The sequence below is a fragment of the Streptomyces lothianensis genome, assembly GCF_047779955.1.
Classification (GTDB): Bacteria; Actinomycetota; Actinomycetes; order Streptomycetales; family Streptomycetaceae; genus Streptomyces.
Window position 1 is genome coordinate 121,480 of record NZ_JBLMKT010000015.1, and the last position, 24,156, is coordinate 145,635.

At 72.0% G+C, this 24,156-nt stretch carries 20 protein-coding genes; all 20 read left to right on the forward strand.

Going from position 1 to position 24,156, the window contains the following annotated elements; genetic code table 11:
• The first annotated feature begins 1 nt into the window (after nucleotide 1).
• Entirely contained in the window at nucleotides 2-313 is a 312-nt protein-coding gene (locus tag ACLF6P_RS02835) for an STAS domain-containing protein (RefSeq protein ID WP_415947781.1), read from the forward strand.
• 178 nt (nucleotides 314-491) lie between these two features.
• Nucleotides 492-1,022: an ATP-binding protein gene (locus ACLF6P_RS02840; RefSeq protein ID WP_415947782.1), complete on the forward strand. Its 531-nt coding sequence runs from the start codon at nucleotides 492-494 to the stop codon at nucleotides 1,020-1,022.
• 14 nt (nucleotides 1,023-1,036) lie between these two features.
• Nucleotides 1,037-2,287: a PP2C family protein-serine/threonine phosphatase gene (locus tag ACLF6P_RS02845; protein WP_415947783.1), complete on the forward strand. Its 1,251-nt coding sequence runs from the start codon at nucleotides 1,037-1,039 to the stop codon at nucleotides 2,285-2,287.
• Nucleotides 2,287-3,030 carry a MinD/ParA family ATP-binding protein gene (locus tag ACLF6P_RS02850; RefSeq protein WP_415947784.1) on the forward strand — a complete coding sequence of 248 codons (744 nt, stop codon included), beginning with the start codon at nucleotides 2,287-2,289 and terminating at the stop codon, nucleotides 3,028-3,030. Before ACLF6P_RS02845 ends, ACLF6P_RS02850 begins: the two co-directional genes overlap by 1 nt.
• Nucleotides 3,031-3,046: 16 nt before the next feature.
• The gene (locus tag ACLF6P_RS02855; protein WP_415947786.1) at nucleotides 3,047-4,354 is read left to right on the forward strand and encodes a sugar phosphate nucleotidyltransferase; all 1,308 of its coding nucleotides are present in this window, start codon (nucleotides 3,047-3,049) and stop codon (nucleotides 4,352-4,354) included.
• A complete protein-coding gene (gene glgA / locus ACLF6P_RS02860; protein ID WP_415947787.1) occupies nucleotides 4,345-5,595 on the forward strand; it encodes a glycogen synthase in 1,251 nt (416 codons plus the stop codon). The genes ACLF6P_RS02855 and glgA overlap by 10 nt, the downstream gene beginning before the upstream one ends.
• 121 nt (nucleotides 5,596-5,716) lie before the next feature.
• The gene (locus ACLF6P_RS02865; protein WP_415947789.1) at nucleotides 5,717-6,457 is read left to right on the forward strand and encodes a type 1 glutamine amidotransferase domain-containing protein; all 741 of its coding nucleotides are present in this window, start codon (nucleotides 5,717-5,719) and stop codon (nucleotides 6,455-6,457) included.
• A gap of 131 nt (nucleotides 6,458-6,588) precedes the next feature.
• A complete protein-coding gene (locus ACLF6P_RS02870; protein WP_415947791.1) occupies nucleotides 6,589-8,073 on the forward strand; it encodes an aldehyde dehydrogenase family protein in 1,485 nt (494 codons plus the stop codon).
• Between the two features lie 162 nt (nucleotides 8,074-8,235).
• Entirely contained in the window at nucleotides 8,236-8,862 is a 627-nt protein-coding gene (locus tag ACLF6P_RS02875; protein WP_415947792.1) for an NADPH-dependent F420 reductase, read from the forward strand.
• A gap of 217 nt (nucleotides 8,863-9,079) precedes the next feature.
• Nucleotides 9,080-9,544 (forward strand): (2Fe-2S)-binding protein, encoded by a 465-nt coding sequence (locus ACLF6P_RS02880; RefSeq protein ID WP_415947793.1) that lies wholly within the window; start codon nucleotides 9,080-9,082, stop codon nucleotides 9,542-9,544.
• On the forward strand, nucleotides 9,541-11,967 hold the full coding sequence (locus ACLF6P_RS02885) for a xanthine dehydrogenase family protein molybdopterin-binding subunit (RefSeq protein ID WP_415947794.1): 2,427 nt from the start codon (nucleotides 9,541-9,543) through the stop codon (nucleotides 11,965-11,967). Before ACLF6P_RS02880 ends, ACLF6P_RS02885 begins: the two co-directional genes overlap by 4 nt.
• Complete coding sequence (locus ACLF6P_RS02890; protein ID WP_415947795.1) at nucleotides 11,964-12,833, forward strand: FAD binding domain-containing protein; 870 nt, start codon at nucleotides 11,964-11,966, stop codon at nucleotides 12,831-12,833. Before ACLF6P_RS02885 ends, ACLF6P_RS02890 begins: the two co-directional genes overlap by 4 nt.
• Before the next feature lie 111 nt (nucleotides 12,834-12,944).
• A complete protein-coding gene (locus ACLF6P_RS02895; protein WP_415947797.1) occupies nucleotides 12,945-15,119 on the forward strand; it encodes an alpha-1,4-glucan--maltose-1-phosphate maltosyltransferase in 2,175 nt (724 codons plus the stop codon).
• On the forward strand, nucleotides 15,116-17,017 hold the full coding sequence (gene glgB, locus ACLF6P_RS02900; RefSeq protein WP_415947798.1) for a 1,4-alpha-glucan branching protein GlgB: 1,902 nt from the start codon (nucleotides 15,116-15,118) through the stop codon (nucleotides 17,015-17,017). The genes ACLF6P_RS02895 and glgB overlap by 4 nt, the downstream gene beginning before the upstream one ends.
• A complete protein-coding gene (locus tag ACLF6P_RS02905) occupies nucleotides 17,014-18,408 on the forward strand; it encodes an MFS transporter (RefSeq protein WP_415947799.1) in 1,395 nt (464 codons plus the stop codon). The genes glgB and ACLF6P_RS02905 overlap by 4 nt, the downstream gene beginning before the upstream one ends.
• The gene (locus tag ACLF6P_RS02910) at nucleotides 18,405-19,886 is read left to right on the forward strand and encodes an ATP-binding protein (RefSeq protein ID WP_415947800.1); all 1,482 of its coding nucleotides are present in this window, start codon (nucleotides 18,405-18,407) and stop codon (nucleotides 19,884-19,886) included. Before ACLF6P_RS02905 ends, ACLF6P_RS02910 begins: the two co-directional genes overlap by 4 nt.
• A 65-nt stretch (nucleotides 19,887-19,951) precedes the next feature.
• Nucleotides 19,952-20,293, forward strand: coding sequence for a nuclear transport factor 2 family protein (locus tag ACLF6P_RS02915; protein WP_415947801.1), 342 nt, complete (start codon nucleotides 19,952-19,954; stop codon nucleotides 20,291-20,293).
• Between the two features lie 95 nt (nucleotides 20,294-20,388).
• Nucleotides 20,389-21,105 (forward strand): TMEM175 family protein, encoded by a 717-nt coding sequence (locus tag ACLF6P_RS02920; protein WP_415947803.1) that lies wholly within the window; start codon nucleotides 20,389-20,391, stop codon nucleotides 21,103-21,105.
• Between the two features lie 377 nt (nucleotides 21,106-21,482).
• Entirely contained in the window at nucleotides 21,483-22,709 is a 1,227-nt protein-coding gene (locus ACLF6P_RS02925; protein WP_415947804.1) for an IS701 family transposase, read from the forward strand.
• A gap of 108 nt (nucleotides 22,710-22,817) precedes the next feature.
• The gene (locus ACLF6P_RS02930) at nucleotides 22,818-23,960 is read left to right on the forward strand and encodes an XdhC family protein (RefSeq protein WP_415947806.1); all 1,143 of its coding nucleotides are present in this window, start codon (nucleotides 22,818-22,820) and stop codon (nucleotides 23,958-23,960) included.
• The last annotated feature ends 196 nt before the right edge of the window (nucleotides 23,961-24,156 follow it).

Genomic DNA, 24,156 nt, shown 5'->3' on the forward strand with positions numbered 1-24,156 from the left:
CATGCCGCTTTCCGTGTCCCTGTCCGTCGACGGCGACGTCACCGTGATCGAACTCGCCGGCGAGCTCGACGCCCACACGGCGCCGGACTTCCACCAGACCATCGAGAAGGCCGCCGGCCACGGCACCACCACCGTGGAGATCCGGATGCACGGCGTCTCCTACATGGCCAGCGCCGGACTGCGCTCCCTCGTCTTCGCCCAGCAGAAGGTCGCCGAAGGCGTCACCATCCGCGTGGTCGGAGCCAGTGAGCCGGTGGCCCGCACGATCCGTACCGCGGGTCTCGAACACAGTCTGGTGCTCGCGGATGAGTAAGAGGCTGTTGTCAAACCCCGCTTCGGATCAGACCGAGTGGTCTGGTGCCTCCCCCAAGCTCTTCGAGCAGGGGGTACCCCCGGAATCCAAGGCGGAGGAGGGAGTCGACGCGGAGCGTCGGCGAGTGACGACAACGCAGGAGGCGGCGGTGCCAGGCCGCTCGGGCCCGGAGAGGGGGTTGACGACAGCCTCTGAGGTGATGGACGTGGCGCAGCGGGCATCCGAGTTGCGGGTGCCCGCCGAGCTCCGGTCGCTGGCCGAGATCGCCGGATACGTGCGGGCGCTGGCCCGCCGGGCCGGCCTCGACCCGGCGGCCGCCTACCGGCTGCGCCTCGCGGTCGACGAGCTCGCCACCAACGTCGTCACCCACGGCTACCAGGGGGCCGACGGCGAGATCGTCGTGGCCGGTTCGGCCGACCCCGACTGGGTGCGGGTCCGGATCGAGGACCGTGCGCCGCCCTTCGACCCGCGCGAGGGCCGGTCCGCGCCCGCCGTGGGCGTACCGCCCGAACAGCGACCCATCGGGGGTCTCGGCGTCCATCTCGCTCTCACCAGCGTCGACACCTTCCGGTACGAGCGCACCGACGGACGCAACATCAGCGTGCTCGCGGTCCGCACCGGGTCCGCACGACCGGCCGACGGCCTGTCTGCACGACCGGCCGACGCCCCGTCCGCACGACCCGGCGACGGCCCGTCCGCACGCCCTTGAGAACAGGACGCCACATGACCGGCACCACGGTGCTCATCGTGGAGGAGCGGGTACCCGCTCCTCCCGCACTGCTCCAGGCCCTCGAAGGCGCGGGCGTCAGCACGATCCACCGGCCCCTGGACCGGCTCAGAGGCGGACCGGGCGACGCCCACCCGCCCGCCGCCGACGCCCTGCTGGCCCCGGCGGGATGCGCACCCGGGACGGTGCGGGCGCTGGCCCGCCTGCTGGGACGCGGCGGCCAGGAACCGGTGGTGCTGGTGTACGCCACGGGGGACTTCGAGGAACTGGAGGCTCATGTGCGGCTCGGGCACGACTACGTGGTGCCGCCCTTCCTGCCGGCCCTGGTCGGCGCGCGCCTCGCCCACTGCTCGGAGCGTGTCGCCCTCGGCCGCAGCGCCGCGGAGGCCGATGCCCGCGCCGAACTCATCCGCTACGAACGGGAACTGGAGATAGGGCGGGAGATCCAGGAAGGCTTCCTGCCGGACACGCTCCCGGTGCCGGACGGCTGGGAGATCGACGTGACGTTCCGGCCCGCCCGCCAGGTGGCCGGCGACTTCTACGACGTCTTCGAACTGGTCCACCGCCGCCGTCTTGCCCTCGTGGTCGCCGACGTCTGCGACAAGGGCGTGGGCGCCGCCCTGTTCATGGCGCTGATCCGCAGCCTGTTACGGCACACCGCGGAGAACAGCGGGCTGCAGCACCTGGTGGCCACGGCACCACCGTCCTCGGCGCAGCACTCCGGGATCCCCGTGGTCGGGGCCACCCCGCTGCTCAACGCGGTCACGGCGACCAACGGCTACCTCACCCGCAACCACCTCGCGCAGGGCTACTTCGCGACCATGTTCTTCAGCGTCCTCGACCCGGCCACGGGCAGCATGGTCTACATCAACGGCGGCCACAATCCGCCGCTGCTGCTCGGAGCGGACAGTGCGAGGCCCGTACCGCTGGAGCCCACCGGACCGGCGGTCGGTGTCCTGCCCGACTGTTCCTTCGCACTTGGCTATGCGCAACTCGACCCCGGGGACACCCTGTTCGTCTACACGGACGGAGTGCCGGAGGCCCGCTGCCCCGAGGGGACGTTCCTCGGCGAGCACCGCATGATGGATCTGCTCCTCGCCCCCGCCTGCAACGGCCAGGAGGTGCTGAGCCGCGTCGACAGCGCCGTACGCGCGCACACCGGCGACGGCGAACAGCACGACGACGTGACCATGCTGGCCCTGCACCGGCCCCGCGCCGATGCGGCCGCCGCGCGGGCGGTGGCCTGATGGGCGCCCGGTCGATCGTGCTGTACTCCCACCGGGGCGGCACCGGCAAGACGACGCTGCTCGCCAACATGGCGGTGCTGATCGCCGCCGCCGGCCACCGCGTCGCGCTCGTCGACACCGATATCCAGTCCCCCGCCCTCGACGTCGTCCTCAAACTGCCGCCCGGCGAATGCTCGCTGACGGACTATCTGCTGGGCCGCTGCGAGATCGAGGACGCGGCGCACCGGGTCGGCCCGGAGGGGCTCTATGTCGTGCCGGCCCGCACCTCGTCCTCCTCGCTCGCCGAGATCAGGAGCAGCGGATACGACGTGGGACTGCTGCCCGAGGCCTTCGACCGGCTCGCGGCGGTGCACGACCTGGACGTCCTCCTGCTCGACACGCACGCTGGCCTGAACAACGAGACCCTGGCCGCCATGGCCAGCGCCGACGTGCTGCTGATCGCCCTGCGCCCCGACCGGATCGACCTGACGGGCGCCGACGAGACCTCTCCGCTGACCGCCCGGCTCGGCTGCCGCCGCGCCCTGGTGATCAACATGGCGCCCGAGGGCGTCGACCTGGAACGCGTGCGTGAGCGGGCCGAGGGCGCGTACGGGGCCCCCACGGCCGGAGTGCTGCCGTACGTCGGGCAACTCGCGGCGCTCGGCGGGGAGCGGCTGTTCGCCGAGGCCTGTCCCGGTCATCCGCTGGTGGCGGAACTCAGAAAGATCATTTCCACCCTCGTGCCGAACCTTGGCGAAACGTAGCGAACAGGGGACGCAGATGGAATCCATACCGGCAATAGCCCTGGCCGGAGGCAAAGGTGTGCGGGCCCGGCCCATCACCCTCAACTCCAGCGACTACATCAGAAGCAAGGCGGCCATGCGGCTGGCCGGCCATCCGCTCATCGAATGGGCCGTCACCTCGCTCAGAAGCCAGGGCGTGGACCACTACTACGTCGTCGCCAACGGCCGGGAGAACCGGGCGCAGACCAAGGAGATCCTCGCCCACGGCGAGCAGTTCGGCGTCAACGTGCGCTACTCCAGAACCCGCTTCGACCAGGAGAACACCGGAAGCGGCGAGGCCACCCTGCGCTGCCTGGACTACTGGGACCTGTCCGGGCTCGCGCTGGTCTTCCCGACCGACTCCGTCTTCGACTTCGACCTCGGCGCGATGGTCCGGGCCCACCGGGCCGCCCGCGCCGATGTCACGGTCGCCACCGTGCTGCGCCCCGGAGCGGAGGCCGCGGGCAAGTACGGGCTGCTCGAGCTGGGCAGCGGGACCGAGGTCAGCGCCTTCCACGAGAAGCCGCCCCTGTCCGTGATCCGCTCGATGACCTGGGGCGGTGTGGAGGATCCCGTCCACACCAACGCGGGCATGTACCTGATCGACTGCGAGCGGCTGCGGATGGCCGCCCGCGAGCCGGGCCTGGCCGCCATGGCCCGCAGCCGGCTCGACTGGGGCGGCGACCTGCTGCCGTACCTGGTGCGCCGCGGACACCGGGTGCTCGCCCATCCGATCGCCCGCTTCGGCGACCTGGGCAGCCCGCGGGACTATCTGCAGACCCTCAAGGACGTGCTCCTGGGCCGCTATCCGGTCCTTGCGTCCCAGCTCGGCGGGCCCACCGGATTCCGTGTCCACTCCTCCAGCCTGGAGATGAAGGACCAGGTCAGCGGGCGCACCCTGGCCGAGAAGATCGAGGACGGCAGCGTCCGGATCGGTCCCGGGGTGCGGATCGGCCGCGATGTGGAGATCGGGCCCGGCGTGCTCATCGTCGAGTCCGACATCGGCGACGGCGTCGACATCGGCGAACGCGCCACCCTGCGCGGCGTGGCCTGCGGCGACCACAGCATCATCGGGCCCGGCGCCCGGCTGCGCGACGTCTTCCTCGGCTCCATGGTCGACGTGCGCTCCACACTGGACCGGCCGGTGGCCCTCGACGACTACTGCGCCCTCGGCGACGAGGTCCGCGTGCTGCCCGGCACCCGGCTCAGCGGGGTCAGCGCCTTCCCGCGCCTGGAGATCGGCGGCGCCCGCATTCCGCAGGGCGCCCACCTGAGCGACGTACGGGATCTGCTGCAATGGCTGTGAACCCCGGAGCCCGCCTGCGCGTGGCACAGCTGACCAGGGAGTACCCGCCCGAGGTCTACGGCGGCGCGGGCGTCCACGTCGAGGAACTCGTGCGTCACCTGCGCGCCTCGGCCGGCCTCGACGTCGACGTGCACTGCTTCGGTGCCCCGCGTACGGAGGCGGGCGTCACGGCGCACCGGCCGCCCGAGACCCTGCGCGATGCCGATCCGACCCTGCGCACCATGGGCGTCGAGCTGGCCATGGCGCAGGCCGCGGGCAACGCCGACGTGGTGCACAGCCACACCTGGTACGCCTCTCTCGCGGGCCACTTCGCCCAGCTGCTGCACGGGGTGCCGCACGTGGCGACCGCGCACAGTCTGGAGCCGCTGCGGCCCTGGAAACGCGAACAGCTCGGCGGCGGCTACGCCCTGTCCGGATTCGCCGAACGCACCGCGCTGCTCGGCGCCGCCCGGGTGATCGCCGTCTCGTCCGCGATGCGCGCCGACCTGCTGCGCTGCTATCCCGAACTCGACCCGGAGCGGGTCACGGTGATCCGCAACGGCATCGACACCGACGCCTGGCGTCCCGACGGGGGCACCGGCGAACTCACGCGCCTCGGTATCCGCGTGGATGATCCCGGTGTGCGCGCCACCGTCGTCTGCGTCGGCCGGCTCACCCGGCAGAAGGGGATGGCGCATCTGCTGCGCGCCGCCCCGCTGCTGCTGCCCGGCACCCGTCTCGTGATGTGCGTGGGAGCGCCCGACACCCCCGCGATCGAGCAGGAGTTCAGCGCCCTCGCCGCCGAGGTGCGGGCGGCGGGCTGTGAGCTGGTGTGGATCAGGGAGCAGCTCCCCGCCCGCGCCGTGCGCCAACTCCTCACCCTGGCGGACGTCTTCGCCTGCCCCTCGGTGTACGAGCCGCTGGGCCTGGTGAACCTGGAGGCCATGGCCTGTGGCACCCCGGTGGTGGCCACGGCGACCGGTGGCATTCCCGAGGTCGTCGACGACGGCGTCACCGGCCTGCTCGTACCCCTCGACCCCGGCGACGGCACGGACGGCGAAGGCACGGACTGCGAACCGGCACGGCCCGAGGTCTTCGCCCAGGATTTCGCGGACCGGGTCAACGCCCTGCTCGCCGACCCCGGCCGGGCCGCCCGCATGGGCGGGCGCGGCCGCGCCAGGGCCGAGCGGGACTTCGGCTGGGACACGGTCGCGAAGGAGACATGCGCGCTCTACGAAGCCGTCGCGGCGGGGCGCGCATGAGCACCACATCCGGCACCACATCCACGACCCGCACCACATCCACGACCCGCACCACATCCACGACCCGCACCACATCCCGCAGTACTGCCCCATCCACGCACTCACCAAGGAGTGATCGACCGTGAAGATCCTCGTAGTGATGACGGCCAAGGCCACCCTGCACCTGCTGGACGGGGAGCAGCACCCCTCCGGCTTCTGGGCCGAGGAGTTCGTCGTCCCGTACAAGCTGTTCCTGGACGCCGGCCACACCGTGGACGTGGCCACCATCGGCGGCCGCACCCCGACCGTCGACGCGACCAGCATCGACCCGCAGTTCCTGCAGTGGGTCCGCCCGCAGGGCTCCGCGGACCACGACGCGGACGACGCCGCCGAGTACGTACGCGTCATCGACAGCGCTCCGCAGCTGGAGAAGCCGATCGCGCTGGAGAACCTCACCGAGCAGGACATCGCCGCCTACGACGGGCTCTACGTGAGCGGTGGCCACGGCGCCATCGGCGACCTGCCCAAGTCGGACGAGCTGGCGCAGATCCTGCGCTGGTGGCTCGCCGGCGGCAAGCCGCTGGCGACGGTCTGCCACGGGCACACCTCGCTGCTCGCGCTGCGCGACGGCGAGGGCCGCTGGCCGTTCGAGGGCTACCGGATGACGGCCTTCTCGCACAGCGAGGAACTGGTCACCAACATGGCCGGCCGGCTTCCGCTCATCCTCGAGGTCGAGCTGAAGCGGCTCGGCGCGCGCTACGAGAAGGCCGAGGCGATCTGGGACTCGCACGTCGTCGTCGACCGCAACCTGACGACGGGCCAGAACCCGTACTCCTCCAAGGCGCTGGCCGAGACGTTCCTCCGGCAGCTCGGCAGCGCCTAGAGACCGGCAGCACCTGGAGACCGGCAGCTCCGGGAGACCGGCAGCACCTGGAGACCGGCAGCTCCGGGAGAGATGCCCGCCCGCCCGTCCGTCCGTCTACATGATCGATCCGCCCCCACCGGAAGGCAGTCATGACCAAGCTCGTGCTCAGTGACCATCCGATAGCCAACCCCGGAAGGCTGTACGTCGACGGGGTCTGGACCGAGGCCCGCGAGGGCAGGACCGAACCCACGGTCAGCCCGGTGGACGGGCGGGCGATCATCCCGGTCGCCCAGGCCGACGAGTCCGACGCGGACCGTGCGGTCAGGGCTGCGCGCGCCGCCTACGAGGACGGCCCGTGGCGGCGGATGGCCGATCACGAGCGGGCCCGGCTGCTGCACCGGGTGGGGGAGCTGATCGAGCGGGACAACGACGAGATCGCCCTCCTTGAGACGGTGGACATGGGCAAGCCGTTCGCCTTCTCCAGCACGGTCGACGTCCCGATGGCCGCCCGGCTCATGCACTACTACGCCGGTGCGGCCACCCGGGTCGACGGCGCCACCCGGGCCCCGGCGGGCGGGCACTTCGCGTATACGGTGCGGGAGCCGCTCGGGGTCGTCGCGGCGATCACCCCGTTCAACTTCCCGCTGCTGCTGTCCATGACCAAGATCGCGCCCGCCCTGGCCGCGGGCAACACGGTCGTCCACAAGCCCTCGCCGGCCACCCCGCTGACCGCCTTGAAGATCGCGGAGCTGTTCCAGGAGGCCGGAGTGCCCGACGGGGTGCTGAACGTGGTGACGGGCCCCGGCGTGGAGCTGGGCGAGGCGCTCGTCGAGCATCCCGGCGTGGACAAGATCGCGTTCACCGGCTCCACGACCGTGGGCCAGAGCATCGTCCGCAAGGCATCCGCGACGCTCAAGAAGGTCACGATGGAGCTCGGCGGCAAGTCCGCCAACATCGTCTTCGCGGATGCCGATCTGGACGCCGCCGAGGAGCTCGCGTTCTTCGGCATCTTCTACAACAAGGGCGAGATCTGCACGGCGGGCTCCCGCCTGCTGCTGCACCGCTCCGTGCACGACGAGATGGTGGAGCGGCTCGTCGCCCGCGCCGCCGCGCTGAGCCCCGGCGACCCGCGTGATCCGGCCACCCTGTTCGGCCCGCTGGCCCACCGTGGCCAGTTCGAGAAGGTCGCCTCGTACGTGGAGCTGGGGCGCAAGGAGGGCGCCACGCTGCGGGCGGGCGGCGAGGGCTGCGTCCCCGAGGGCACGTCCGGGGAGGGCCTCTACTTCCGGCCGACCGTCTTCACCGGCGTGGACCCGCGCATGCGGATCGCCCAGGAGGAGATCTTCGGACCCGTCCTCGGTGTCATCCCCTTCGACACCGAGGAGGAGGCCGTACGCATCGCCAACGACAGTGCGTACGGGCTCGCCGCCGGCGTGCACACCAGGGACCTCACCCGGGCGCACCGGGTCGCCTCCCGGATCCAGGCGGGCACCGTCTGGGTCAACTGCTACAACCAGTACGACCCGGCCGTTCCGTACGGCGGCTATCACGCCTCCGGCTTCGGCCGGGAGTGCGGCCCGGAATCCCTGGAGAGCTACACCCAGACGAAGTCGGTGTGGATCGGCATGGGGTGACGTCACCAAGTGATGTGCGACGTCACCAAGTGCTCCTGAATTCAAGCGCGCCGCTGGTTCGAGGTTCCCGCAGTCGGTGATTATGGCTCGACCGGGAATTTCTCCGCCCTCCGGTAATTGTGCATCCGGTCCATTGGTTCTTCGCGAGTAGGGATTCGACACATGAAGACAGGTGTCATCGGAGCGGGCCGTATCGGGGCCGTCCTCGCGCGACTGCTCGTCGCAGCCGGGCACCCCGTGTGCCTCGCGGGTGCGCACGGACCCGAACGCCTCGCCCCGCTGATCGACGAGCTCGGGCCCCGGGCCTCGGCCGGCACGCCGCACGAGGTGGCGCGCGAGTCCGAACTGCTCGTGCTCATGGTGCCGTTCGACAGCGCCGAGGGGCTGCTGCCGCCCGAGTCCCTGGCCGGCAGGGTTCTGGTCGACGCCATGAACGCGTTCGCCGGGGCCGGGGCGCCGCGTGACCTCGGCGGCCGCGGCTCCAGTGAGCTCGTCGCGGAGCTCTACCCGAAGGCGCGCCTGGTGAAGTCCCTCAACACGATGCACTACGAGACGCTCGCCACCGCCGGGCGCCCCGGCGCCGTGGACGGCGGCGAGCGGCTCGCGCACTACGTCTCCGGGGACGACCAGGAGGCCAAGGAGACGGTCGCCGCGCTCATCTCGGAGCTGGGTTTCGCGCCGGTCGACACGGGTTCGCTGCACACCGGCGGGCTGCTCCAGCAGCCGGGCGGGCCGCTCTTCAACAAGCCGATGACCGAGCGGCAGGCCCGTGCCGTCATCGGCTCCTGAAGGCGGTTCCCCGAGGCCGGTGCCCAAGGCCGGTGCCCGAGGCCGGTCCCGAAGGCCGGTCCCCAAGGCCGGTCCCCAAGGCCGGTTCCTGGAGACGTACCCCCTGAAGACCGAATTCCCGGGGATCAGGTTTCCGGCAGGCAAGGGTTTCTGAAACAGCCAAGGTTTTCTGAAGGCCAGACGAAGGTCGGAAAAGGGCGTGGTGATGAGAATTTCCGTGAAAGTGAACGGAGTGCAGGAAGAATTCGACGCCGAGCCCGGTGAACTTCTCGTCGAACGGCTGCGGGAGGGGCTCGGACTCGTCGGCACCAAGGTCGGCTGCGACACCGGCCAGTGCGGCAGCTGCGTCGTGCGGCTCGACGGCAGGTCCGTCAAGAGCTGCCTGACCCTCTCGGCCCAGGCCGCCGGCCACGAGGTCACCACGATCGAGGGCGTCGGCGAGGGCCGGGAACTGACCGGGCTCCAGGAGGCGTTGCGTGCCGAGCACGGCACCCAGTGCGGCTTCTGCACCCCCGGCATGGTCATGGCACTCGGCGAACTCGTCGAGCGCGGCGAAGGACCCGCTCCCACCGAGGCCGAGATCCGCGAGTGGCTCACCGGCAACCTGTGCCGCTGCACCGGCTACCACAGCGTGGTCCGCGGCGTGCGGCGCGCAGGCGACGACGCGGCGGTGACGTCATGACCACAGCGCAGGACCAGCCGCTGCTCGGCACCCCGCTCGCCATCCGGGAGGACGCCGCGCTGCTGCGCGGCGAGGCCACCTACGTGGGCGACATCCAGCTGCCCGGCACGGCACACATGGCGATCCTCGGCAGTGCCCATGCCCACGCCCGCATCCGCGGCATCGACACCTCCGCGGCCGAGCGGCTGCCCGGCGTCCTCAAGGTCGCCACCGCCGCCGACTTCCCCGATGTCATGCCGCTGCCCTGCATCTGGATACCCGGCGGCGTCGAGAGCCACTTCCCGCCGCACCCCTACGGCCTCCCCGGCGCCCGCCCCGTCCTGTCCGGGGACACCGTCCGGCATGTCGGCGACCCGATCGCGGTGGTCGTGGCCGAGACCCCGCGGCAGGCGGCCGCGGCGCTGCAGGCCATCGCCGTCGACTACGAGCCGCTTCCCGTCGTCACCCGCGCGGACCAGGCCCTTCAGGACGGCGCCCCGCAGCTGCACGAGAACGTCCCGAACAACCTCAACGCCCACTGGACCTGCGGCGACCAGGAGCGCACCGAGCGCAACATCGCCGATGCCGAGGTGGTCGTCGAGCTCGACCTGGTCAACCAGCGCACCATCAACAGCCCGCTGGAGCCCCGCGGCGCCGTCGGCCACTACGACCCGGTCACCGAGGAGTACACCCTGTACGCCTCGACGCAGGGACCGCACAACCACCGGTTCCTGCTGGCCCAGCTGGTGCTCGGCATCCCGTTCACCAAGCTCCGCGTGGTGGCACCGACCGTCGGCGGCAGCTTCGGCACCAAGGGCTACCTCTACCCCGACATGCCCCTCGTGCTGCTGCTCTCCAAGGCTCTCGGGCGCCCCGTGAAGTGGGTCGACACCCGCACCGGCCTGATGAACTCCACCGTGCAGGGCCGCGATCACCTCCAGCACGCGGTGATCGCCGGCACCCGCGACGGCCGGATCACCGCCGTGCGCTGCACGAGCCACGCGAACCTCGGCGCCTATCCGTCGACCATCGGACCCGGCGTCGCCACCGCCCTGATGGGGCGCAGCATCACCGGCATGTACGACATCGACGCCGCGTTCTGCGAGGTGTACGCGGCGTTCACCAACACGGTGCCGCTGGGCGCGCAGCGCGGCAGCGGCCGCGCCGAGGCGGCGTTCCTGATGGAGCGGCTCGTCGACGAGTTCGCGGCCCGTATCGGCATGGACCCGGCCGCCGTGCGGCGCAGGAACCTGGTTCCGGCGACCGCGTTCCCGTACGACAACGGCCTCGGCTGGACCTACGACTCGGGGAACTACGAGGAGAACTTCGACAAGGCGCTCGCCCTCGCCGGCTACGCGGACCTGGACAGCCGCCGGGGCGAGGCACGCTCGCGTGGCAAGCGGCTCGGCGTCGGCATCGCCACGTACGTCGCCGTCTGCGGTGTGGGCCCGTCCACACGGATGTCGCAGGAGGGCATGCTCGGCGGCACCTGGGAGAGCGCCAACATCCGCGTCCACCCCTCGGGCGAGGTCACCGTCACCGTGGGCTCCGCCTCCACGGGCCAGAGCCACCAGACGGTCTTCGCCCAGGTCACCGCCGACGCCTTCGGCATCGACCCGGCGAGCGTGCAGGTCCTGGAGGCCGACACCCTCAAGGCCCCCTACGGGCAGGGCACGTACGGCAGCCGCTCCTACAGCATGGCAGGACCCGCCATCGCGCTCACCGCGCAGAAGATCAAGGACAAGATGCGCCGGGCCGCCGCGGCGATGTTCCAGGTCGACGAGGAGAAGGTCGTCTACCGGAGCGGCCGGGTCTTCGTCCAGGGCACGGACCCGGACACCGACACCGAGCAGTCCAAGACCTTCGCCGAGATGGCGATGGCGCTCTGGTACGGCTGGGGCCTGCCCGCGTCCGTCGAGCCCGCCCTCGACGAGACCACCCACTTCGACCCGCCGGACTTCAACTACCCCTTCGGCACCCACATCGCCGTCGTCGAGATCGACGAACTCACCGGTGAGACCGAGATCGTCGGCTACACGGCGGTCGACGACGCCGGGAACATCGGCAACCCGGCGATCGTCCAGGGCCAGATCGAGGGCAGCATCGTGCACGGCCTCGGCCAGGCGCTCATGGAGGCCGCCGAATACGACGAGGACGGCCGGCTCGTCTCCGCCGACCTGCGTACGTACGCACTGCCCCGGGCCGCCGACGCCCCCGAGTTCCGTCTCGACCGGACCGTGACGCCGAGCCCGCACAACCCGCTGGGCGCCAAGGGCGCGGGCGAGATCGCCACCGTGCCGCCCGCCGCGGCCGTGGTCAACGCCGTCGTCGACGCGCTGCGCGACGTGGGCGTGCGCCACATCGACATGCCCCTCACCCCGGAGAAGGTCTGGCGGGCGCTGCACGGCGACCCCGCTGCCGGCACGACAGGAGCTGACGCGTGATCCTCACCGACATCGACTACGTCAGGCCCACCACCCTCGACGAGGCCGTCGCACTGCTCGCGGCCGAGGGCAGCCGCCCGCTCGCCGGCGGCCAGTCCCTCCTGGTGGACCTGCGCACCGGCGAGGCCGGCGCCAGCCGCCTCGTGGACCTCGACGGGCTCGCCGACCTGCGCGGCATCAGCCGCACCGCCTCGGGGCGGCTGAGGATCGGCGCGCTCACCACGCTCGCCGAACTCGCCGCGCACCCGGAGATACGGACCGGGGCCCCCGCTCTCGCGGAGGCGGCCCACTCCTGCGGGGACCCGCAGGTCCGCAACCGCGGCACCGTCGGCGGGAACCTCGGCGCCGAGCGGACCCGGCCGGCGGGCGGCCCCTGGACCCACGCCACCGATCTGCCGCCCGCGGTGCTCGCTCTCGGTGCGAGCCTGCTGCTGGCCGGGCCCGGCGGCCCGGACACCCGGTCCGCCGACGCGTTCGCGCTCGACGCGCTGCCCGCGGGCACCCTCGTCACCGCCCTCGAACTGCCGCTGCACAGCCCGCGGACCCGCAGCGCCTTCGCCAAGACCGCGGACCGGGCCACCCGGTACCCACAGTGCGCGGTGGCCGTCCGCGCCACCCGCGCGGCCGACGGCAGCCTCGACGAGCTGCGGATCGCGGTGACCGGGGCAACCGCCCGAGCCCGTCGCGCGGAGCCGGCCGAGGAGCGCCTGCGCGGCACCGTACCCACCACTCAGACGGTCCTGGCGGCCTTCCGGGACCTGCCCGGGCAGTGGTTCGTGCCCGGCCGGGGGACCTCCGCGGAGTACCTGAGGCACTTGGCCGGAGTGCTCGCGGCCCGGGCTCTGGGCCGGATCACCGCGGACTGAGCCGCTCATCGCCAGCCGCACCGACGGCAGTCACACGACGGCAGCCGCATCGACGGCAGCCACACCGACGGCAGTCACACGACGCCAGCCGCACCGACGGCAGCCACACCGATGGCAGCCACACGACGGCAGTCACACCGATGGCAGCCACACGACGGCAGTCACACGACGGCAGCCACACAGACGGGGGGAGCAGACGTGGTCAGCCAGACAGCAGCCGGCAGCGCGCGCAGGTCCGGGGCCGGCGGCCGTGACCGGATCACGGTCGTCGACGTCCGGCCGCAGGTGGACGGGGGTGCCCGGGCCGCGCGCGCGGTCCCCGGGGAGACGCTTGAGGTCTCCGCGACCGTGTTCACCGACGGCCGGGCCGTCCTCGTGGGCGAGGTCGTGCTGCGCGGTCCGGCGCCCGGCGGAAAGCGCCGCCGGCGCGTGCTGCGGGTGCCGATGTCCGAACGGGTGCCCGGCACCGACCGTTTCGTCGCGGACGTCGCGGTGGACGCCGAGGGCCTGTGGACCTACCACGTGACGGCCTGGGTGGACCCGCTGGCCACCTGGCTGGACGCGGCCCGGCTGAAGATCCCGGCCGGAGTCGACTGCGAGCAGACCCTCCTCGAGGGCGCGGCGCTCCTCGAACGGGCGGCCCGTGTGCTCTGCGAGGACACGGCGTCCTGCGACGACACCGTCGACGTGCTGCGCAAACTCACCGACACCCTGCGGGACCCGGCCCGCCCGCCGGCCGAACGGCTCGCCGAGCTGACGGGCCCCGCGGCCGCGGCCCTGGAGCGGCACCCGCTGCGCGAGCACGTGGTCCGCGGCGCGGACCTGCCGCTCCGGGTGGACCGGGAGCGCGCCCTGTTCGGCTCCTGGTACGAATTCTTCCCGCGCTCCGAGGGCGCGCGGACCGGAGACGGTGTCACCCGCTCCGGTACCTTCCGTACCGCGGCGCAGCGGCTCGACGCCGTCGCCGCCATGGGCTTCGACGTGGTCTACCTGCCACCGGTCCACCCCATCGGTCACAGCCGTCGCAAGGGCCCCGGCAACAGTCTCACCGCCGGTCCCGACGACCCCGGCTCGCCCTGGGCCATCGGTTCGGCCGCCGGAGGCCACGACACCGTCCACCCCGACCTCGGCAGCCTCGACGACTTCCGCGCCTTCGTCGACCGGGCCCGCGCGCTCGGCCTGGAGATCGCCCTCGACTTCGCGCTGCAGTGCTCGCCCGACCACCCGTGGGTCACCGAGCATCCCGAGTGGTTCGCCCACCGCCCCGACGGCAGCATCGCCCACGCCGAGAACCCGCCCAAGCAGTACCAGGACATCTATCCGCTCAGCTTCGAGACCGACCCCGACGGGATCCACCGGGAGTGCCTGCGGATCCTGCGGCACTGGATGGCGCTCGGGGTGCGGATCTTCCGCGTGGACAACCCGCACACCAAGCCGCTGTTCTTCTGGGAGCGGCTGCTGGCGGAGGTCCGGGCGAGCGACCCCGACGTACTGTTCCTCGCCGAGGCGTTCACCCGCCCGCCGATGCTGCAGGCCCTCGCCCGGATCGGCTTCCACCAGTCGTACACCTACTTCACCTGGCGCACCGGCAAGACCGAGATCGAGGCGTACCTGAGTGAACTGGCCGGGCTCGACGGCACGCCCGCCGCCGATTACCTCCGCCCCAACCTCTTCGTCAACACCCCCGACATCCTGCCCGCCCACCTCGTCGACGGCGGCCGAGCCGCGTTCGCGATCCGCGCCGTGCTCGCCGCCACGGCCGGACCGACCTGGGGCGTCTACGCGGGCTTCGAACTGTACGAGGCCCAGCCGGCGGCGCCGGGCAGCGAGGAGTACAAGGACTCGGAGAAGTACCAGTACCGGCCGCGCGACCACGCCGCCGCCGAGGCCGCGGGCGACAGCCTCGCGCCGCTCATCACCCGGCTCAACCGGCTGCGCCGCCAGCACCCGGCGCTGCGCCGGCTGCGCAACCTCCGCTTCCACCGCACGGACAACGACCACGTCATCTGCTTCTCCAAGCGGGCCGTCACCGACGAGGGCGAGGACACCGTCCTTGTCGTCCTCAGCCTCGATCCGCACCGGCCGCAGCGGGCCCGTCTCACCCTCGACACCGAGGCCCTGGGTCTGGGGCCCACCGACACCTTCCTGGTCCACGACGTCCTGGGCGGCGGACGCCACCGCTGGGGACGCACCGGCGAGGTGCGTTTCGACCCGGCAGGACGGATCGCCCGCGTGCTCACCGTCCGGCCGAACCCCGCCCGCACCCGCACCGCGGCCGCCCGATGACGGCCGCCGTCCGTCCGCTGGGCGAACTCGACCTGCATCTGCTCGCCGAAGGACACCACCGGGAGCTGTGGCGGGTGCTCGGCGCGCACCGCGACGCGCACGGGGTCCGTTTCGCGGTCTGGGCGCCGAACGCCCGCGCCGTGCGGGTCGTCGGTGACTTCAACCGGTGGCACGGCGCCGCCCACCCGATGCGCCGCTCGGAGCGCAGCGGGGTCTGGGAACTGCACATACCGGGGGTGCCGGACCGCTGCGCCTACCAGTACGAGATCGACGGCGCCGACGGACGCACCCGCCGCAAGGCCGACCCCTGCGCCCGCGCCTCCCAGGCCGCGCCCGGCACCGCCTCCCTGGTCGACTCCGGAGGGTACGTCTGGGGCGACGAGGAATGGCTCGCCCGGCGCGGCACCGGCGGCCCCGCCCACACACAGCGGCTGTCGGTCTACGAGGTGCACGCCGGGTCCTGGCGGGCCGGACTCGGCTACCGCGAACTCGCCGCCGAACTCCCCGGCTACGTACGCGACCTGGGGTTCACGCACGTGGAACTGCTGCCCGTGGCCGAGCATCCCTTCGGCGGCTCCTGGGGCTACCAGATCACCTCCTACTACGCACCCACGGCCCGCCTCGGCACCCCCGACGACTTCAGACACCTCGTCGACGCACTGCACCAGGCCGGCATCGGCGTCCTGCTCGACTGGGTCCCCGCGCACTTCCCCAAGGACGACTGGGCGCTGGCCCGCTTCGACGGGGGACCGCTGTACGAGCACCCCGACCCGCGGCGCGCCGAGCACCCCGACTGGGGCACCCTCGAGTTCGACTACGGCAGGCCCGAGGTCCGCAACTTCCTCATCTCCAACGCCCTCTACTGGCTTCAGGAGTTCCACATCGACGGGCTGCGCGTGGACGCGGTCGCCTCCATGCTCTATCTCGACTACTCGCGCGAACCCGGCACCTGGACGCCCAACGACCACGGCGGCAGGGAGAACCTCGACGCCGTCGCCTTCCTGCGCGAACTCAACGACACCGTGCACGCCGAGGTCCCCGGAGCCCTCACGATCGCCGAGGAGTCCACCGCCTGGGAAGGAGTCACCCGGCCCACCGGGGAGGGCGGCCTCGGCTTCGACCTCAAATGGAACATGGGGTGGATGCACGACACCCTCGCCTACCTCGGCGAGGACCCCGTCCACCGCGCGCACCACCACACCCGCATGACCTTCGGCATGATGTACGCCTACGCCGAGTCCTACGTGCTGGCCCTCAGCCATGACGAGGTGGTGCACCTCAAGGGCAGCCTCCTCACCAAGATGCACGGCGGCGACCGCTGGCGTAAGTTCGCCCAGCTCCGTGCCTATCTGGCGTTCATGTGGACCCACCCCGGCAAGCAGCTCCTGTTCATGGGGCAGGAGTTCGCGCAGCCCGGGGAGTGGTGGCACGACGGCGGTCTTGACTGGGACGCCCTCGGCGGGCAACGGCCCGACGCGCACCGGCACCGCGGCATGCGCGCCCTCGTACGCGATCTGAACCGCGTCCACCGGGAGACGCCCGCCCTGTGGCAGCGCGACGGCGACCCCGGCGGCTTCTCCTGGATCGACCCCGACGACGCCTTGCGCAACGTGCTCTCGTGCATCCGTTACGACCACGAGGGCAACCCGCTCGTCGGGGTGTTCAACTTCAGCCCCGTGGTGCACGAGGACTTCCTGCTCGCCCTGCCACGGGCCGGGGCCTGGCGCGAGGTCCTCAACACCGACGCCGGCTGCTACGGCGGCAGCGGCGTCGGCAACCTGGGCACGGTGCGCGCCGTACCCGTACCGCACCAGGGGCTGCCCGCCCGTGCCCATGCCGTCATTCCCCCACTGGCCGGGCTCTGGCTGGCCCCCTGGCACCAGGAGTACACCCGATGACCCAGCGGCAGAGCATCCCCTCAGGCACCCCGGCAGGCGTCCGGGCCCCGGCCTCCCCGGCCTCCCCGGCCTCCCGCGGCGGATTCTGGCTCGTCGGCACCATCCTGGTGCTGCTCATGCTGTCCTCCTCGGCGCCCTCCGCGCTCTACGTCCTCTACCAGGAGAAATGGCAGCTGTCCTACGGCATGATCGCGGTGGTCTTCGGCGTGTACGCCGTCACCGTGCTGGCCGCGCTGCTGCTGTTCGGCTCGCTCTCCGACAGCGTCGGGCGGCGCCCCACACTCGCCGTGTCCCTGCTCCTCGCCCTGATCTCCATGCTGGTGTTCGCAGGCGCCCAGGGCCTGGTCTGGCTGCTGGTCGCCCGCGTCGTACAGGGACTCGCCGTGGGGCTCGCCACCGGCGCCCTCGGCGCCGCGCTGCTCGAACTCGCCCCACCGGCCCGGCCCGCGCTGGGCGCCCAGGTCAACAGCCTGGGTCCGACCGTCGGCATCGGTCTGGGCGGACTCGCCGCCGGGGTTCTCGTGCAGTACGCGCCCGCGCCGACCGCGCTGACCTTCCTCGTCCTGGCCGTCGCCTTCGCCGCGGTGCTCGCCGGGCTGCACCGGCTGCCGGAGACCGCGCCGGGTGTCGGCGGGCCCCGGCGGATCGTGCCGCACCGGGTACGGATACCGGCCGGGATCCGTCGCAGGTTCCTGGTGCTCGCGCTGAGCATTGTCGCGGTCTGGTCGGTGGGCGGCTTCTACCTCTCCCTCGGCCCGAAGCTCGCGCTGTCCCTGCTTGGCAGCACGGACCACCTCGTCGGCGGGGCCACCGTCGCCCTGCTCGCGATCGGCGCCACGCTCATGCAGCTGCTGCTCGTCAGGTTCGCGCCGCTGCGCACCACCCTGCTCGGTCTCGGCCTGCTCATCACCGGCCTCGGCCTCGTCCTGACCGCCCTGTACGCCTCGTCGGCACCGCTGTTCCTGCTGGCCACGGTGGTGCTCGGGACCGGCTGGGGCGGCGCCTTCCTCGGTGCCTTCCGTGGGCTCGTCGGGCTCGGGCGGCCCGAGCACCGGGGTGAACTCACCGCCGCCGTCTACGTCTTCGGCTACCTCGCGATGAGCCTGCCCGCGGTTCTCGCCGGAGTGCTCAGCGCCCGGTACGGACTGCACGACACGGCCGTCGCCTTCATGGCGGTCGTGGCCGGCCTGTGCGTGCTCGCGCTGCTCGCGACGGCCCGGCTCGCCGCCCGCACCACCGCGACCGAGGGCACCACTGCGACCGAGGGCACCACTGCGACCGAGGGCGCCGCTGGGACCGAGGGCACCACCGCGACCCAGGGCACCGCTGGGACCGAGGGCGCCACCGCGACCCAGGGCGCCACCGCGACCGAGGAAAGGAAGGCACCGTGACCCAGGCGGACCTCCGCGCGCCCCGACTGCGCGACACGCTGCGCTCCCTGGAGCTCTTCGCCAGGCTCACCGACGAGCAGCTCGACTGGCTCACATCCGTCTCGCACCCCGTGCGGTACGCCGACGGCGAGGTCCTCTTCCACGACGGCGACGAGGCGACCCACTTCTACGTGCTCCTGGAGGGCGGTCTCGTCGTCACCAAGGTCGTCGACGGACGGGAGGAGGTCCTGACCCGGCACTCCACCCGGGACGACCCCACCGCGCAGCACGACTCGAAACCGACCGCCGCCCACCGCTTCACCGGCGAACTCCCCCTGCTCACCGACGGCGGATACGTCGCCACGGTCGCCACGAGCGGCGAGACGACCGTCCTCGCCTACCCCAAGGACGTCTTCTTCGAGATGCTGACCCGTTGCCAGGGCATCGCCGCCGTGCTGCTGCCCGTACTGGCCTGGCGCATCAAGTCCTCCGAGGTGCAGGCGCGGAGCCGGGCCACGGTCGAGGCACTGGGAACCCTGGCCGCGGGCCTCGCCCACGAGCTCAACAACCCGGCGGCGGCCGTGGCCCGCGCGGCCCAGGAGCTCGGGCCCGCCGTGAGCCGGCTGCTCGCCTCCGCGCATGCCTGGGGCGCCGTCGCCTCGCCCGCCGAGAGCGCCGCGTTCGACCGGCTCACCGAATCCCTCGACGCCGTACCGACCGCCGCACACCTCGACCCCGTCGCGCTCGCCGACACCGAGGACGAGATCGCCGACTGGGCCGAGGACGCGGGCGCGGACCGCCCCGACCTCGTCGCCGCCGGCGTCAGTGACCTCGGGCTCGGGCTCGACTGGCTGCAGGAGGGGCTCGCGGACATCACGGACCCGGCGCTGCCCCGCGTCCTCGACCATCTCGGCGCCGTCCTGGAGGCCCGCGCCCTGGTCGCCGAACTGCACGCGGCCGGGCCCCGGATCTCCCAGCTCGTCGCCGACACCCGGGACTACGCCAATCTGGACCGGGCGCCCGAGCAGGAGTTCTCGGTCACCGAAGGCCTCGACACCACGGTCACGATGCTCGGCGCCAAGCTCGACAAGGTGCGGATCGTCCGGGAGTACGCCCCGGACCTGCCGCCCCTGACCGGCTACCCCGGCGAGCTCAACCAGGTGTGGACGAACCTCATCGACAACGCCGTGGACGCCATGGACGGCGCCGGCACCCTCACGCTGCGCGCCGGGGCCGAGGGCGGCTGCCTGGTCGTGGAGGTCGCCGACACCGGGTCCGGCATCCCTCAGGACGACTTCCCCCGCATCTTCGAGCCCTTCTACACGACGAAGGACGTGGGCAAGGGGACCGGTCTCGGGCTGCACCTCAGCTACCGGATCGTGACCCAGCGCCACCGGGGCTCGATCACCGCCCGCTCCGTGCCCGGCGACACCCGCATGGTGGTGCGGCTGCCGCTGGGCGGCAGTGCCCAGGAAGCGGGCTGCGCCACCCCGCAATGACCCGCCGGACCGGCCGATCCGGTCCGGGGAACCATCGAGTACCGCCACGACACAGGGAGTTGCTCATGCCCGAGTACGACATCTCCAAGCTGCACCCGGTCTTCGCCCGGCAGATGGAGGCGCTGGCCGCGCTGGACATCGACGCGGTCATGAAGAACTACACCGACGACGCGGTCCTGCTCCGCTTCGAGGGCGTGTCGGAGGGGATCGACGCGGTCCGCGAGACGTTCACCGGGTACCTCACGCTCAAGCCGACCCTGGTGGAGCTCCAGGAATACGTCGAGACCGGCGACACCATCTTCTACCGCGCCATTATGAATTTGAATGGTGAACCGGAGCACGCGTTCGGCACGCTCGTCGTGAAGGATGGCCGAATCTGGCGCCAGACGGCCGGATTTGGCAAGTAATCGACGTTGCTTTTCGTCGGCGTGCGGGGAAGGGCACCTCCCCGCACGCCGACGCGACTTGGTACGGACCGCAGATGATTGAGGGGGAAACTTTCTTGCCGAACTCAGCGGACACAGGCCGCGTCGAGGCATTCAGCGATGGCGTTTTCGCCATCGTCATCACGATTCTCGTCCTTGAGATCAAGGTACCGGACGACGCGGGGCCACATTTATGGAGCGCCCTGGCCGAGCAATGGCCGCATTACGCGGCGTATGTGGTCAGCTTCATGGTGATTGGCGTGATGTGGGTCAACCACCACACGATCTTCAACCACCTCAAGCGGGCCGACCGGCCGCTGCTCTTCCTGAACCTGCTGGTCCTGATGGTGGTCTCGGTGATCCCCTGGACCACCGCGGTGCTCGCCGAACACCTGCGGGACGAGTCCTCGGCCCGAGCCGCCGCCGTCCTCTACAGCGCGTGGACGGTTGTGTACGCCCTGGTCTTCCTGTTGTTCTGGTGGTACGTCACCCGAGTCGGACACCTCTTCCACGAGCACGTCGACAAGGCCGGAGCCCGCGCCACACGGCTGCGCTTCGGCCTCGGCGCCTTCGCCTATCCCTGCACCCTCGTGCTGGCGTTCTTCTCCGCCCCGCTCACGCTGGTGGCCCACGCTCTGATCGCGCTCTACTACGCGGCCAACCAGATCCCCATCCCGCTGGTCGTCGAGGACGAGGAGGCGGGCGGGGAAGCGGCAGGACCCGAGCGCCCCGCGTCCGAGTCCCCCGCGTACGAGTCCCCCGCGTCCGAGTCCCCCGCATCCTCATCGCCCTGACCGCCAAGGTCGATTTCAAGCCGATCCTGCTCGCGGGCCGCGGCACCGGCCGCCACGGCCCCAGAACCCCCCGGCGGGTATACAAGGCGCGGCCGTACCGGGCCGGCCGACGACGAGCGGGCCGTCGCGCGAGTCCCCCGACGGACACGGGCGCCACCCGGCCCGGAGCCCCGCTCATCGGCGACTTCGCCGTTTCGTACCCCTCACCCGCCGCCGCCCGGGCTCCCCGTCCGGGTCGAAAGGGACGCGGTGACTTCATGAAGTAGAAGCGGCGGCCTATGGCCAAGGATATGACTCAAGTAGGGTATTGGATCAAGTCACCAGCGGGGGAGGCTCAGATGGAGAGCGATATACTCGCGGCGGGGCCCACGAGGGAAATGTCCGCACTTCTCGAGCAATTGACTTCTCTTTTATTCGTCTCCTTACCCAGGCGGGACCAGCGGAATTGGGCAAATGTTTACCTCCGCGGTCTCGTATCCACCAAGGGACGCAAGACGATCCGCAATATCTCGGGTGGCGAGGCGGGCGCGGTCGAGCAGAACCTCCAGCAGTTCATCAGCAAGTCCCCCTGGGACTGGACCCCCGTGCGCCGCACCCTGGCCCAACACCTGGAGAGCAGCGTGCAGCGCCCGCTCGCCTGGGTCGTCCAGTCGATGATCATCGAGAAGGCCGGCGACCGGTCCGTGGGAGTGGGCCGCCAGTTCGTGCCCCAACTGGGCCGGATGGCCAACTGCCAGCAGGCCACGGGAATCTGGTTCGCCTCCAGTGACGCAAGCTTCCCCGTCGAGTGGAGCCTCACCCTGCCGGCGCCCTGGACGACCGAGCTCTACCGCAGCCGGGCCCGCATCCCCGACACCGCCCGCTCACGCACCCCGACCGAGGACGCCCTGCACGCCGTCCTGCGGATGGCCGAGACCTGGCAACTCCAGCGCAGGCCCGTCATGATGGACGTGGCCAACGCCGAACTCCCCCAGGTGATCGAGACGTTCTCGGCCCGCGACATCCCCTTCGTCCTCAAGGTCGAAGGCACCCTGCCGGTCGTCCTGGCCGCCACGGGGCGCCACAAGACCACCCTCTACACCGCATCCGCCAGGGAACTGATCGATTCCCTGCGCTCCCAGCGCCGCCCCGTCGAATGGCCCCGGCACGGCCGCGCGGACGACGCGGCAACCCCCCTGGTGGCGGCCACCGTCCACCCCGTGGGCGTGGACGGCTACGCCGCCGGAGCCCAGCCCCTGCTGCTGCTCGGCGCCTGGACGGACCCGGCCAACGCGATGCCCTCCGAGTTCTGGATCGCGAACATCCCGGACCTGCCGCTCGCCCAGCTCTTCCTCCTCGCCAAGCTCACCGACCGGGTCGCCCTCGACTTCGCCGAGGTGAGCGAACCCGTCGGCATCCGGGACTTCGAAGGCCGCTCCTTCCGCGGCTGGCACCACCACGCGACGCTCGCCAGCATCGCGCACGCGGCGGCCCTGCTCAGCTCCCGCACCTACGCGCCACCGTCCGCCCGCGTGTCGAGCGGGGCCGTCGTGCCCCCGCAAGGGCGCCCGCACGGCGAACCGCGCCACGGCCACGGGGCGGCCCAGTGGGAGTTCATCCGCTGACCGGAAGGTTCCGACCGGACGGTGCGCCGGACCGCACGAGCCGCTTCACCCGCAGACCCGTCGAAACAGTCGTCGTCGCAGCCGACGGCGGCCAAAGGGGGCCCACCGATGTTCGACCTGGCGCAAGAACTGCGCGAATGGATCCTGCGGGAACGGGACTTCGCCGTGGCCACGGTCATCTCCGCGAGCGGAAGCACCCCGCGCCCGCCCGGCGCCACCCTCGCCGTCGACGACACCGGAGCGGCCCTGGGCAGCGTCTCCGGCGGGTGCGTCGAGAGCGCCGTGTACGACCTGTGCATCGAGGCCCTGGAAACGGGCCGCCCCCTCGTACGGCGCTTCGGCTACAGCGACGACGACGCCTTCGCCGTCGGCCTCACCTGCGGTGGCGAGCTCGACATCCTCGTCACCCCGGTGCGCCGCGGCGACCCCGCGCGCGCCATACTCGGCTCGGCCCTCGACGCGGCCGCCGCCGGTCGGCCCGCCGCCTTCGTGCGGATCGCCGCGGAGAGCGACAGCGCCGCCGCCCCCGGCGCCCTCACCGTCGCGCCCGACGGCAGCCACGAGGGGACGCTCGGCTCCGCGGCCCTCGACACGAGCGCCGCGGCCCAGGCGGCGGCCCTGCTCCAGGAGGGCCGCACGACACTCGTACGGACCGGTGCCGAAGGCGGCCGGTGCGGCGAGCCGGTGACGCTGTTCGTCGAATCGGCCGCCGTCCCGCCCCGGATGATCGTCTTCGGCGCGATCGACTTCGCCGCCGCGCTCGTCCGGGCCGGGAGCTTCCTCGGCTTCGAGGTGACGGTGTGCGACGCGCGCCCGGTGTTCACCACGGCCGAGCGCTTCCCCGAGGCGCACACGGTCGTGGTCGACTGGCCGCACCGCTATCTCGCCGCGGAACAGCGCGCGGGCCGCCTGGACGGACGCACCGCGCTCTGTGTGCTGACCCACGATCCCAAGTTCGACGTGCCCCTGCTGGAACTGGCCCTGCGCCTCCCGGTCGGCTACGTGGGCGCGATGGGCTCCCGCCGTACGCACACCGACCGGCTGGCCCGCCTGCGCGAGGAAGGCGTCGGCGGCCGGGAGCTCGCCCGGCTGCGCTCCCCGATCGGCCTCGACCTCGGCGCGAGCACCCCGCAGGAGACAGCACTGTCCATCGCGGCCGAGATCATCGCGCTGCGGCACGGGGCCACGGGACACCCCCTGACCTCGACCGACGCCCCGATCCACCGCCCGCCCGCGACACCGGACGCGTGAGGCGACACGCAACCGCCCGCCCCGCGCCTCCGTAGTCCCTGCCCAGGCAACCGCCCGCCGGCGTCCGCACCTCCCGGCGTCCTCGCGTCCTCGCGTCCTCGCGTCCTCGCGTCCTCGCGTCCCCCCGCCACCGCCTCCCGGTCGTCCCCGCCTCCCCGCACCCGCACCTCCCGCCATTCGCCTGACCGGCATCCGC